This window comes from Photobacterium leiognathi, from assembly GCF_030685535.1.
GTDB lineage: Bacteria > Pseudomonadota > Gammaproteobacteria > Enterobacterales > Vibrionaceae > Photobacterium > Photobacterium leiognathi.
The window spans coordinates 316,671-330,233 of the sequence record NZ_CP131601.1; the positions used below are offsets into that span (position 1 = coordinate 316,671).

General features: G+C 42.7%; 13 protein-coding genes. All 13 read left to right on the forward strand.

The window, feature by feature from the left end:
• Window positions 1-125: 125 nt before the first annotated feature.
• Entirely contained in the window at window positions 126-2,045 is a 1,920-nt protein-coding gene (gene csrD / locus Q7674_RS08385) for an RNase E specificity factor CsrD (protein ID WP_045063207.1), read from the forward strand.
• 183 nt (window positions 2,046-2,228) lie between these two features.
• The gene (locus tag Q7674_RS08390; protein ID WP_045063206.1) at window positions 2,229-3,704 is read left to right on the forward strand and encodes a PilN domain-containing protein; all 1,476 of its coding nucleotides are present in this window, start codon (window positions 2,229-2,231) and stop codon (window positions 3,702-3,704) included.
• Window positions 3,701-4,336, forward strand: coding sequence for a type II secretion system protein GspM (locus Q7674_RS08395; protein ID WP_305423521.1), 636 nt, complete (start codon window positions 3,701-3,703; stop codon window positions 4,334-4,336). Before Q7674_RS08390 ends, Q7674_RS08395 begins: the two co-directional genes overlap by 4 nt.
• The gene (locus Q7674_RS08400) at window positions 4,329-4,655 is read left to right on the forward strand and encodes a hypothetical protein (protein ID WP_045063203.1); all 327 of its coding nucleotides are present in this window, start codon (window positions 4,329-4,331) and stop codon (window positions 4,653-4,655) included. Before Q7674_RS08395 ends, Q7674_RS08400 begins: the two co-directional genes overlap by 8 nt.
• A 14-nt stretch (window positions 4,656-4,669) precedes the next feature.
• On the forward strand, window positions 4,670-6,289 hold the full coding sequence (gene mshL, locus Q7674_RS08405) for a pilus (MSHA type) biogenesis protein MshL (protein ID WP_045063201.1): 1,620 nt from the start codon (window positions 4,670-4,672) through the stop codon (window positions 6,287-6,289).
• 3 nt (window positions 6,290-6,292) lie between these two features.
• The gene (locus tag Q7674_RS08410; RefSeq protein ID WP_008987841.1) at window positions 6,293-7,141 is read left to right on the forward strand and encodes an ExeA family protein; all 849 of its coding nucleotides are present in this window, start codon (window positions 6,293-6,295) and stop codon (window positions 7,139-7,141) included.
• Between the two features lie 146 nt (window positions 7,142-7,287).
• A complete protein-coding gene (locus tag Q7674_RS08415) occupies window positions 7,288-8,367 on the forward strand; it encodes a tetratricopeptide repeat protein (protein ID WP_305423522.1) in 1,080 nt (359 codons plus the stop codon).
• A gap of 3 nt (window positions 8,368-8,370) precedes the next feature.
• On the forward strand, window positions 8,371-10,083 hold the full coding sequence (locus Q7674_RS08420) for a GspE/PulE family protein (RefSeq protein ID WP_305423524.1): 1,713 nt from the start codon (window positions 8,371-8,373) through the stop codon (window positions 10,081-10,083).
• A gap of 12 nt (window positions 10,084-10,095) precedes the next feature.
• Entirely contained in the window at window positions 10,096-11,322 is a 1,227-nt protein-coding gene (locus Q7674_RS08425) for a type II secretion system F family protein (protein WP_045063199.1), read from the forward strand.
• A complete protein-coding gene (locus tag Q7674_RS08430) occupies window positions 11,303-11,779 on the forward strand; it encodes a hypothetical protein (protein WP_045063198.1) in 477 nt (158 codons plus the stop codon). The genes Q7674_RS08425 and Q7674_RS08430 overlap by 20 nt, the downstream gene beginning before the upstream one ends.
• Before the next feature lie 33 nt (window positions 11,780-11,812).
• Complete coding sequence (locus Q7674_RS08435; RefSeq protein WP_045063197.1) at window positions 11,813-12,403, forward strand: type II secretion system protein; 591 nt, start codon at window positions 11,813-11,815, stop codon at window positions 12,401-12,403.
• Window positions 12,404-12,418: 15 nt separating this feature from the next.
• Complete coding sequence (locus tag Q7674_RS08440; RefSeq protein WP_045063196.1) at window positions 12,419-12,910, forward strand: type II secretion system protein; 492 nt, start codon at window positions 12,419-12,421, stop codon at window positions 12,908-12,910.
• 88 nt (window positions 12,911-12,998) lie between these two features.
• Entirely contained in the window at window positions 12,999-13,538 is a 540-nt protein-coding gene (locus Q7674_RS08445; protein WP_045063195.1) for a type II secretion system protein, read from the forward strand.
• Window positions 13,539-13,563 lie beyond the last annotated feature (25 nt).

Here is a 13,563-nt window from a genome sequence, read left to right on the forward strand (position 1 = left end):
TAATAGTCAGCTTTAAAAGTGATGTTATTGAATTGTTTACCATTGAGGTAAAAAGTCTTCATAATAAGGGAGAGCCTTCAACGAGAGAGGGCTCGTTAAATTATCGCGCTTAGAGTTAGGATATTATGAGAAAAGCTTCAGGGATGAAATTAACCAATCGGTTAGTTGCTTTTGTTACCATGATCGTTATCTGTGCTATCTTCATCATTTTTATTGGTGGTGCACTGAGTTTTCGTAAGCTTGGGCAAGACTATTTAACGCATTATTTAAATGGTGTGGTCGAGGTTATCGATCAAGAATTGTCAGATCCGCAAGGTGGGGCATCCATGTCTCGCTGGCTTCCTAAGCTGCTTAAATCAAGTAATGTGGTACAACTGACAGTGACAAGTCCTCATGGTGTGGTTTTTTCCTATAAAGGTCTCGAATTACTGCCAGATCCCAATATTCTGTACGATAGTGAATACCAACTCCAGCTTAATCCTCAGTATCAAGTGACGATTTCGTCTATCCCGCCTTATGCTGAATTTACTTACTCATTAGGCGCGATGTCTTTCATTAGTTTAGCGCTGGGTATCGTTATTTTTGGCTTGGTTCAAGGTGTCCGTTGGCTGAAATTGCAGCTGCGGGGCTCTGAGTTATTGGAAACCCGAGGGCGGATGATTCTGGCGGGTAAAGTTGACGATTATGCGATCGGTAATGATTATGAATGGCCGGGAACCGCCAGTTTAGCGATGGATCAATTAATTAAGGAATTGAAAGATGCACGCCAAGAGCGTAGCCGCTTTGATACCTTTATCCGTACCCATACTTTTCTAGATCAGCTAACAGGGGCGGCAAACCGCATACTGTTTGATAGCCGTCTTAAATCTATGCTGCAAGAGCCTGATAACCATGGTGCTGTCATATTAATGCGCTTGTCTGATTGGGAAGAAACTATCGCTGAGGAAGGTAAGCAAAATGCGGATGAGTTTATTCAAGAGATCAGCATTATTTTATCTAACTTCATTCAGCGCTTTCCTGACACTATGCTGTCTCGTTATTACGATGCTGAATTTGCCATACTGATCCCGCAGCAATCAGCAAAAGAGATCAAACTTTTTACTAATCAATTGTTAAATGCTGTTGAGCGTTTATCTCCGCCATCATCCATGGAGCGTGATAACTGGTGCCATATTGGGGTGACATACTTCCAAGGTGGTGAACGCCGTGGCCGTATAATGGATGAAGCTGATACCGCATTGCGTAGTGCTCAACTACAAGGCTCGAATAGCTGGAATAGCTTTGTTAAGGAAAATAGTTGGGAAGATGATCGCGGTAGTGTGCGTTGGCGTACTTTGTTTGATCGCGTGTTAACGCAAGGCGGTCCATTGTTATTCCAACAAGCTGTATTTAAAGCGAATAATGAAGTTGTGATGAGCCGTGAAATTTTATCTCGGATGAAAGATGAACGTAGTGAATTAATAAAAGCATCCCACTTTATTCCTTATATAAATCAAGTCGGATTTAATCAGCGCTTTGATAAAGCTGTCATTACACAAATTATTACATTATTAAAAAGAGAATCTACCATAGAAGTATATTCTATCAACGTCAGTGTGTATTCATTACTGGATAAAACATTTATTAAATGGTTGATGAATGAATTATTACAAGTGCCACGTCCATTATTAAATAATGTAATGTTTGAAGTCTCTGAAAGTTTGCTCGTGAAACACCTTGATGCCCTACGACCTGTGCTGAAAAAGTTGGTGGGAATGGGCTGTAAACTCGCGGTAGATCAGGCTGGACGAACCATTGTCAGCACTCACTATATAAAAGAAGTGAAAGCTGATTATATTAAACTTCACCGTGGGCTTGTGAGAGATATAAATAAACGTCAAGAAAATCAGCTTTTTGTGAGAAGTATGTTGGGCGCATGTGAAAACTTGAATGTTCAGGTGATTGCGGTTGGCGTTGAAACCCATAAAGAGTGGGAAGTGCTAAAACAATTAGGGGTTGCCGCAGGACAAGGGCGTTTATTTGCTAAAGAAGATATTCTTTTATGATTTCTATGGTCTGTTCTTTTCTTAGAAATGATAATAAAAAATTACATTAATTATTAACGTTAGGTTAATTAAGTGATGTTTATCAATAAAATTATCGTATATTATTGGGCTCACCATTAGTAGCTGCTAATCTTGTCAATAAAGCATCATACAGGATGTATAGTCTTTTAATTCTGGTCGTCTATGAAACACGTATTTTCTAAGCTTTTTCAGCGAGCGAGTTTTCACCCGTCCGCTGCTTTAGTTTTTTATACTGACACGGTTGTTTTCGTTCAGGCTAAAACTGATCACTTTGTTGTTGATCGTATGGGTGTATCAAACGTTTCAGATTGGAGCGATGCTGCACGTAATTTGATCACGCAACATCAATTATCAGGATGCAACCTGAAATTGGTTTTAGGCCATGGGCTATATCAAAGCTTAGTGATCGATAAGCCAGAAATTAATGCAGATGAACTTTCAACTGCACTTCCTTTTCTTGTCAAAGATTTGGTGAATGACTCCCCAAGTGAGTTAATTGCCGATGGCTTTCCTGCCGCAATCAAAGATCGTTTACAGGTCTTCGTTGCCTCACGTCAGTTGATCACCAAGATAGTACTGACCTGCCATGAGGTTGGTTGTCATGTTACTGATATCACTGCAGAAGATGTGGCATGGAGTCGTTTTTCCGATCCTAATCGAAGCCAGTTGATTTTACATGCTGATGCTGATGGTAATTTGCAGTTAACGGCATTTAACGAGCAGGTACTGTGTTTCCAACGTCAATTGCGTGGTTTTACTTTACCGTTAGTTGATCGCCAAGCGTTAGATGGCGGCAGCTTCCAACTAGACAGTTTGGCGTTGGAATTGCAACGCTCATTAGATTTCATTAGTGCGCAGCTACGTAATAACCCGATCAGTCAGCTGATCGTGAGCTGTGATAATGAAGATAATCAGACCTTGGCTGAAGAGCTAAATAAACGTCTGAATATTAGTGTTCAAGCGATTCAAGAAATTGATCCGGCAATTGATACTAATGCTGCTAGGCTTGGATGGGCGGCATTACAGCGTCCAAAAGATGCCATTGTTAACCTGTATTCCGATAGTTTATTACCAACCAAGCAGTGGATGACATTGTCGAATATTGCTGCAAGTTGGCTGGTATTAATTGTGTTATTTGCTGGTTGGGCTGGCTGGAATAGTTGGCAAAACAGCATTATTGAAAAAGATCTCGCAAGGCAATCATCACTACTAAGTGAAGAGCAGCAAAAGTTGGATCATGCAAGAGCACAAGTGGCGGCACTGTTTGCAGATCCTCTGAAAGTGAATGAATCAAAAGCTTTGATGAAAGAGTTAGAAGTAAAGCGCGCCACGCTGAAAGTTATTGAAGATCATGATGAAAGCTTGCGTGTTGGTTATGCCGGATTGTTAAAACAACTTGCTGATGCGGCAAGTGGTGATATTTCCTTACAACATATTTATGTATCTGGACAGTCAATGGATTTAAGTGGTCTTGCACGCAATCCTGACGCAGTGCCTCGTTGGGTTGGCGCATTTAAAACGTATCCGTTTTTAGCTGAGCGTCGATTCCAAAAGATGACTTTAGGACGCAATGAGAAAAATGTCGTGACGTTCCAATTACAGGCTGAGCGTAAAATCATTAAGGAGAGCGCTCAATGATGAAGTGGAATGAATTAAGCCAACGCTTTGCAGCTTTATCTGTTCGTGAGCAATGGTTGATTGCCATTACAGGTTGGTTTGGCATTTTATTTATTGGCTACATGCTAGTGATTGAGCCACAAATGCAGTCGGCACAGTCGATAAAAACTAGCTTGATGGATACCAAGAACAATTTACTAACGGCACAGAACCAGCTGATCGTTGCTAATCGCAAATTACAGCAAGATCCTGACAAAGACATTAACCAAAAGCTGGCACAATATCGCCAACAAGATGCCGCATTGACTAAACTACTGGAAGATAAAATTGGTAGTTTGATTTCGCGAGTACAGATGGCGGGGTTGCTAGAGCAAGTTTTGCGTCATAGTTCATCATTGAAATTAGACTCAATGACATCAATGCCATCATCACAATTGGTGAGTGGTGACGACCAAGGATATTACGTTCACCCCGTTCGTTTAACGTTTAAAGGGCGTTATTTCGATGTGGTGAATTATTTAAACAAATTAGAAGCCTTACCTGTGAAGTATTACTGGCGTAGTTTGAACTACCAAGTTGATGAATATCCATGGGCTAAGGTTGAACTGGAAGTGTATACCTTAGGTGAAAGTAAGGACTTTATTGGTGGATAGGAAAATTGCATGGACGGCAGCATTACTATTGAGCTTTGGTTCGGTAAGTGTGAGTGCAGCCCAAGATCCTACTGCGCCATTAGGCTGGGTAGCGAGTGGTAAAAGCCAAGCGAAAGGACAACCTCGATTACCTCAATTACAAAGTATTATTTGTGATGGTGCGCAGTGCTCCGTCATTTTAAGTGGTGAAGTGGTGAGTTTAGGTGGTCGTGTTAATGGTTATACCCTCACTCATGTCTCTGATAGCAGTGTTACTTTAAGCCGAGGCGGCAAGAAGTGGCATTTGGCGTTATTTGCTGAAAACATACGAACGAATTAAAGGTTAAAAAACATATGCGTCGAATTCTTCTGGGGGTTGCAATTGCATCCTTGGCTGGCTGTTCTATGGGACATCAAAACCCAACTGAAATTAAGAAAGCCTTAAATGAAGCTGCGAATGAAGCCAATAGCCGTCCTTTAATGGAACTGCCTTCTGCGGTAAACGCTGATCTTATGCCGTCATTGGATGGTGGAATTAATCCGGTTAATTCTTCGTTAGAAAAGCGTTTTCGTGTTAACGCTAAAAATGTTGAAGCAGGTGCGTTCTTTACCAGTTTAGTTAAAGGTACGCCGTTTAATATCGTTATTCATCCTGGTGTTAGCGGTCGTATCACCATGAAATTAAACGATGTCACGCTAGATGAAGTGTTAAACGTCGCATCGGATATTTACGGTTATAACACCACACGTAAAGGCAATATCATTCAGGTATTCCCTGCGACATTACGTACGGAAGTGATCCCTGTTGATTACTTACAGCTACAGCGTAGAGGCAAATCATTAACCTCTATCACTTCTGGCTCAATTGCGGATAGTGATAGTAGTAGCTCATCGTCAAATGATGACAACAATAGCAACAGCAGTTCGGGTAACGGTAACACCACCACTGGCGGTACAACAATTGAAACCACCTCTGATAGCGACTTCTGGGTACAGCTAGAAAAAGTCGTGAGTGGCATGATTGGCTCAGGTGATGGTCGAAGTGTGATGGTTTCGCCGCAAGCGGGTTTGATCTCTGTTCGCGCGTTCCCGAATGAATTACGTGAAGTGAAAGAGTTCTTGGGCATGTCGCAAAAGCGCCTGAAGCGTCAAGTGGTACTTGAAGCCAAGATCATGGAAGTCACGTTAGATGATAGTTACCAACAAGGTATCAACTGGAGCTACTTAACTAACAGTGGTAACGGTATTACGATGGGAACAGCTGCTATTGTGGACGGTCTACCGGGGGGGAATGCGATTTCTGATCTTTTAGGCGGTCAAACCAATATCACGATCTCTGATGGTAACTTCAATGCAGTAATGAGCTTCTTATCAACGCAAGGTGATTTGAATGTGCTATCTAGCCCAAGAGTGACTGCAGCTAACAATCAGAAAGCTGTGATCAAAGTGGGTGGTGATGAATACTTCGTGACTGATGTATCAAGTAGCAATGTTTCTGGTGATAACAATAACGTGGCACCGGATGTGTCATTAACACCTTTCTTCTCAGGTATTTCGTTAGATGTGACGCCACAAATCGACGATCAAGGCGGGGTGTTACTGCATGTTCACCCTGCAGTTGTTGATGTACAGAATGAAGAGAAAAAGATTGAAGTTGGTACGGCAAAACCAATGATACTACCATTGGCAAAAAGCACTATCCGCGAATCCGATTCGATCATTCATGCTCGCACTGGTGATGTAGTGGTGATCGGTGGTTTGATGAAATCAACCATTAACGATCAAGTATCTAAAGTGCCGCTATTAGGTGATATTCCTGGGGTAGGTAACTTATTCCGTCAAATCAACAAAGTGAAGAAGAAAACCGAGTTAGTGATTTTGCTAAAACCGACCGTGGTTACTGATAACACTTGGAAGCAAGAGATCGAACGTTCTCGCTCACTGATCAATGAATGGTTCCCTGAAGAAGGGTAAACCATGTATATCGATCATTTTGGCTTTAGCCAGCAACCTTTTGCTCTAACGCCAAATACATCCCTTTTTCACGCGCTGCCATCACACATTGAAGCGATTCAAACTGTGCTGGCAGCACTTTCTATGGGAGAAGGGATCACGCAGGTATCAGGAGAAGTTGGAACAGGTAAAACTTTAGTGTGCCGCATGTTAATGACCCAACTTCCAGCGCATTTTGATCTCGCTTATTTGCCGACGCCCGCCAGTAATGGCACTGAATTAAAACGAGCGCTGGCGAAAGAATTAAATTTAACGCCGAGTAGCGATCCTGTGTTGCTTACCGAGCAAATTCAAGATGAGTTGATCACCCGTCGTTTAAATGGGCAATCGGTGGTGGTGTTATTAGATGAAGCCCAAGCGTTACCAGATGATGCACTAGAAGCGATCCGCTTGTTAGGTAATTTAGAAACCGAGCAAGAGAAATTGCTTCATATCGTATTGTTAGGGCAGCCAGAGCTCGATCAGCGTTTGGCGCAGCATCAATTACGTCAGTTACGCCAGCGGATCACCTTTCGTGCCGTTTTACGTCCATTAACTTTGGCTGAAACCATTGCTTATATTAAGCACCGTTTACATCAAGCGGGCTATACCGACATGGTGTTTAGCGTACCGTTATGCCGTGCGATTTGGCGTGCGAGCAATGGCGTACCAAGGTTAATTAATCAGTTATGTCACAAATCACTGCTTGCGACGTTTTGTGAGCAAAAATACATAGTTAGTAAGAAAGAAGTTCTCATGGCTATTCGGGATACCTTAGGGGCAAGACAACCCAAATGGTCGTTTCCTGTGTTATGGGGATGGAGCCATTCATGAGTGAATTAAATCGCCGACTCAATGAGTTGAGCCAAGTTAAATTATCTTCTGCAACCCAGAAGGGCTCGCCATTACGTGCAGCCAACATTGCCCCTGTACCAAAGTCGGTATGACTAAAGTGGGCAGCATTGGGATGCTGTGGATTAGTGTTAAGCACAGTGGTGTGGTGGTTCAGTCAACCAGACAGCGTTGTTACGCCTGCAATGGCTGAAACACCAGTATCTGCTGATCCGATCATTCAACAGCCTGAACTCGTCGCACAATCAACGATTGTACAAAGTGAAGCAACCCAACCAGCTATTGAGCCATCTGATAAGAGTAAAAAACATCAGTCTGAAGTACAGCTGATAGCGGTCGCCAATGTTGAGTCGGCAGCAGCGAAAAAAGCAGCCCCAGTCCCACAAACGGCACGTCAGGTTGCGCAGAAATCAGTGTCAGCAGATCTTGCTGATATGCCTGTTGCTCAAGAATCACTGGAAAGTGAAGAAGAACAAAAAGAATTACAAAGCTCTTATGATCAAGGTTATGAGAGTGGTTATGAGCGTGCATTAGCAGAAGTGAAGCACGAGAAAAAAGCCAAAGCGGTTGTACATCAAGCGCCAGCCGCGCCAGTAAAAAGTGAACTGTCTATTCAAACCGTTGCGTTAACTCCCAATGAGTTAGCACAAGTGGAATACTTAAATGCAGAAAAAGCACTAGAGCAAGAAGACAGTAAACAAGCGGTCATGAATTTAGAAGCGGCGTTGAATTATCGTCCTAATTGGATCATGGCAAGACAGCGTTTAGCCGCCTTGTATTACGGTCGTGGTGAGGTAAGAGAAGCGATTGCTACACTTGAAAAAGGCTTAGCAAAACAGCCGAATCAACCAGAATTGCGTTTAACGCTGGCGAAGTTATTAGTTAATGAGTCACAAAACCAAGCGGCATTGGCTGTACTTAATGATAAAAGTGGCAGCATGAATACCCAGTATTTAGCGATGCGTGGCGCATTAGCGCAAAAACTCAATAACAACGCAGTGGCATTAAACAGTTATCAACAATTAGTGCGTGTTGCCTCGTTTGATGGTCGCTGGTGGATGGGCTTAGCTATTGCCCAAGATCGCAGTGGTGATATGAAAAAAGCCGTCGAGTCTTATCGTAAAGCATTACAACTTGGCAATATCTCAGCATCATCACAACAGTTTATTCAACAGCGTTTAGCTGCATTAACTAAGCATAGGAGTTAGCCGATGCAAATTCGATTACGTAAGCGTTTAGGCGACCTTCTCGTTGATGAAAATATTATTACTCAGCAACAACTAGAACAAGCACTGAAGAAACAGCAATCAATCGGTCGTAAGCTGGGTGATACCTTAATTAATTTAGGCTTTCTTACTGAACAGCAGATGCTGCAGTTCTTAGCTCGTCAGCTAGATGTGCCATTAGTCGATCTGACAAGAGTACAAGTAGATAGCGATAGCGTAGGGTTATTAACGGAAGTTAACGCCCGTCGTTTGCGTGCATTAGTGCTTGGTAAACATGGTGACACTGTGCGTGTTGCGATGAGTGATCCGGCTGACTTAGCGGCGCAAGAAGCGGTGTTTGATCAGCTTAGCCAATACCGTGTTGAGCTAGTGATCGCTCCTGAACGTCAGCTATTGGCGGCGTTTGATCGCTACTATCGTCGTACCCAAGAAATTGCCTCTTTTGCTGAACAGTTAAAAGCTGAGCACCAAGATCACCATACCTTCACCTTTGGTATGGAAGAGACAGACAATGAAGAAGTGACAGTCGTAAAACTGATCAATTCATTGTTTGAAGATGCGGTACAAGTAGGTGCCTCGGATATCCACATTGAGCCCGATGCTGACGTGCTGCGTATCCGCCAACGTATTGATGGTGTTCTACATGAAAACGTGATTGATGAGAGCAGTATTTCTTCTGCGCTGGTATTGCGTTTGAAGCTCATGAGTGGTCTGGATATTTCTGAAAAGCGTCTACCTCAAGATGGACGTTTTAACATGATGGTACGTAACCGTTCGGTTGATGTGCGTATTTCTACCATGCCAATTCAACATGGTGAATCTGTGGTAATGCGTTTGCTTGATCAATCTGCGGGTATTTTGAGCCTTGATGAAATAGGTATGCCTGATGACATCGTGCAACGTTTTCGTCGTCAGCTAAAACGTCCTCATGGGATGATTTTGGTAACCGGGCCAACAGGTTCAGGTAAAACAACCACGCTATATGGCGCACTGAGTGAATTAAATAAGCCGGGTAAGAAACTGATCACCGCAGAAGATCCGGTGGAATACCGTTTGCCGCGTGTTAACCAAGTTCAGGTAAATAGCAAAATTGGCCTCACGTTCTCATCGATCTTACGTACCTTCTTACGTCAAGACCCTGATGTCATCCTGATTGGTGAGATGCGTGATCAGGAAACCGTTGAAATTGGTTTACGTTCAGCATTAACTGGTCACTTAGTGTTATCAACACTACATACCAATGATGCCGTTGATAGTGCGCTGCGAATGATCGACATGGAAGCGCCGGGATATCTGGTTGCCAGTGCAGTACGTGCGGTATTAGCACAGCGATTGGTGCGCCGTATTTGTAGTGATTGTGGTGAAGATGCGCCGTTAGAGCCGGGCCAAAAGGCATGGTTAGAAACACGTTTCCCATTTTACAACAACCATGTATTCCGTCGTGGGCGTGGTTGTCACAGCTGTAACTTTACCGGCTACAAAGGGCGTATTGGTGTGTTTGAGCTATTAGAAATGCGCCAAGAAATGATGGATGCACTGCGCCAAAATAATGCAGTGTTATTTACCCAATTAGCACGTAATAGTGAAGGTTATAAACCGCTTGTTGAGTCGGCAATGGATCTCGCTTTAGCCGGTAAAACCAGTATTGATGAAGTATTGCTCCTTGGTGAAGGGGAAATCATGGACGATCTTAAGTAGTAGAGACGAAAAATGGCAGTGTTCAGCTACCGAGGTCGCGGTGATAAAGGCCAGTTAAAGCAAGGAACAATTGAAGCATCGAGCCCGAATGCAGCGGCAGACCTTTTGATGCGTCAAGGCGTGATCCCGTTAGAGATCCGCGAGACTCATGGCAAAAGTAAAAGCCAAGCTTTTGATTTAAGCTCGCTGTTTCAGGCGCAATTACCATTAGAAATTCTGGTGATCTTCTGTCGTCAGCTTTATAGCTTAACCAAAGCTGGTGTACCGCTCCTGCGTGCGTTTAAAGGGTTATCGCAAAGCGCCAATCACCCGTTATTAAAAACGACTTTGGAAGAGGTAACACAAGATCTGACTAATGGTTTGGCATTATCAGCCTCTATGCAGCAGCACCCTCGGGTATTTTCACGTCTATTCATTTCGATGATCCATGTTGGTGAAAATACCGGTCGTCTTGATCAGGTGTTATTGCAACTCGCTAACTACTACGAGCAAGAGATGAAAACCCGTCGCCAAATCAAATCTGCGATGCGTTATCCCACGTTTGTATTAACCGCTATCGTGATCGCAATGGGGATCTTAAATACCAAGGTGATCCCGCAGTTTGCCTCCATGTTCTCTCGTTTTGGTGTTGAACTGCCATGGCCGACTCGAGTGCTGATTGGAACATCTAATTTCTTTGTTCATTACTGGCCCGTGATGATCGGGGTGTCATTTGCTACTTGGCTCGGTATTCGTTTGTGGCGTAATACGCCCAAAGGGGCAGAAAAGTGGGATAACTGGCGATTACGAATGCCAATTACCGGCTCAATTGTCAATCGTGCTCAGATGGCACGTTTTGCGCGAACGTTTTCATTAATGATCCGTGCAGGTGTGCCGCTAAACCAAGCCATTCAAATGGCAGCGGAGTCTTTAGGTAACCGTTTCTTAGAAAACCGCTTAGTTGAAATGAAGCAGGGCATTGAGAGCGGTAGCAGTATTGCTCGCACCGCGACAAAATCTGGTGTATTTACCCCTCTCGTACTACAAATGATTGCTGTTGGTGAAGAGACGGGTCAAGTTGATGACTTGCTATTGGAAGTGGCAGATTTTTATGATCGGGAAGTTGAGTACGATTTAAAGACGTTAACCGCCAGAATCGAACCGATCATGCTAGTGGTTGTGGCTGGTATGGTGCTGCTATTAGCACTGGGTATCTTCTTGCCGATGTGGGGAATGCTCGATGTCGCTAAGGGATCGTGAATTACAGCACGCAAAAAGGTTACAAAATATTTCATGGGCTATTGTGACATTGGTCTTAATTAGCGTTTTGTTATACGAATGGAATCAAGTACACAAAAATGCCAAGTTAGTGCAGCTAGATTTGACCCGAAACAACCTGTATCAAGGTGCTGTAAACCTGCGTCAGAACTGGGAATTAAACAATAAACCACAGCATGATAAGGTGGCTGGAATTCCTTTTTCGTATACTTCGCTTGGCTGGCCTATTGTGTACAAAAATGGCGACTTAGACTGTCCAAAAATATGGTCTTTATTATCAAATGGAATAGAAAAGCCAGAATATAACGCATTTAGTTATAGAAAATCAGACGATTCAGTGGCTTATAATTCATGTTTATATGACATAGGCATCAATAAAAAATTGGCAATATTTTATATTAATGACAGAATACACATTGCCAGTAATTTGTCGCTTTAGTGTCGAGTTTTTTACAGTTGTAAGGATAAGGAAATGAAGAAACACGCCGGCTTTTCGTTAATTGAATTAGTCGTTGTGATTATTGTACTGGGGATTTTAGCGGCTACCGCATTACCTCGGTTTATGAATATCACCGATCAAGCGAAACAATCAGCGATCGAAGGGATGACAGGTGGGTTTGCCACCGCTGTAATTTCGGCAAGAGCACAATGGGAAGCGTATGGTCGCCCAGTTGATAGTGGCAATAATAATATTGTCGACTACGATGGTACTGAGTTCAAACTCACTAAAGAAGATACCACGCTAAATATTCGACCTGGTTACCCGTTTGCACTAAATAGTAGTGCAACGTTAAGTGCCGTCGATATGACAGCCAATGATTGTTTAGATTTATTGCAGGAGCTAATGCAAAACCCGCCATTAGCAACCATTTCCCGTGATGATTTGGTAAACAGCAAAGATTTATTTTTCGTCACCGTTGAAGGCACTGGTGCCGATAAACAGTGTCGTTATTATCAGCTAGCATCTGCTAGTAAAAATAGCTCTGGTGAAGTGAACCCATTAGCCGGGCACTCTTTTACTTATAAACCAGCAGTGGGCCGCGTTGAAGTAGATTTGAAATAATAGAGAGAGAAGTATATGAAACGTCAAGGTGGCTTTACGCTAATCGAATTAGTCGTTGTTATCGTGATTTTAGGTATTTTAGCTGTTACTGCAGCACCTAAGTTCATGAACTTGCAAGGCGATGCTCGTAATGCATCGCTACAAGGCTTAAAAGGCGCTATTCAAGGTGCATCTGGTATCGTTTACGGTAAAGCTGCAATTGAAGGTAAAGAAACAAGCACAGAAACGACAGAAGTTGGTGTTAATGGTAATAAAGTAGAAACTATTTATGGTTACCCAACAGCAACATCTGCAGGTATTGTTGCTGCTATTTCTGGTGTTGGTACAGATAATGATTTTGCGATTGTTAAAGGTACAGGTACTGATGGCTCAATTAGCTTTACCTTTAAAAACTATGCTGCTTCTGCAGATCTAAATGCTGTTCCTAAAAAGTGCTATGTAACTTATAAGCAAGCTGCATCAGGTGCAGAACCTACAATTATTATTGATGCTGATGCATGTAAGTAATATTTTAAATAGCGCTCGGATGAGCGCTATTTAATTAAGTTTCATTAATAATGGAATTTAATTAAATAACCCACAAGGATGTGAATTTATGATTAAGCAAAAAGGCTTTACCTTAATTGAATTAGTAGTTGTTATCGTTATTTTAGGCATTCTTGCGGTAACTGCTGCACCTAAATTTATGAATCTGCAAGGTGATGCTCGTCATGCCTCACTGCAAGGTTTAAAAGGGGCAATACAAGGTGCTTCAGGCATTGTCTATGGTAAGGCTGCGATTGAAGGTATTGAGTCTACTAATGGTCCTGTAAGTGCTGGGGCTGATACTGTAGAAACACTATTTGGTTACCCTAAAGCAAGCGATGACGGTATTGTTAAAGCAATCGTTGGTACTGGAAATGATGGTGATTGGGCTTCAAAAAGTTTTGATGATGCTCCCGATTCAAGTGGAGAACGAGTAATTTTTGCTCCAAAACAATATTCAGATCAAGTAGGTAACGTTGAGAGTGTGGATGAAAATGGTATTGCTGCTCCTGCAAATACGATCCCTAAAAACTGTTACTTAGTTTATGTACCAGCACAAAGCGCAACTCTACCTGCAAAAGTACAGCTAGCAGATAATGCTTGTAAGTAGTTAAAAAGCTTAGTTTCGATTAGAT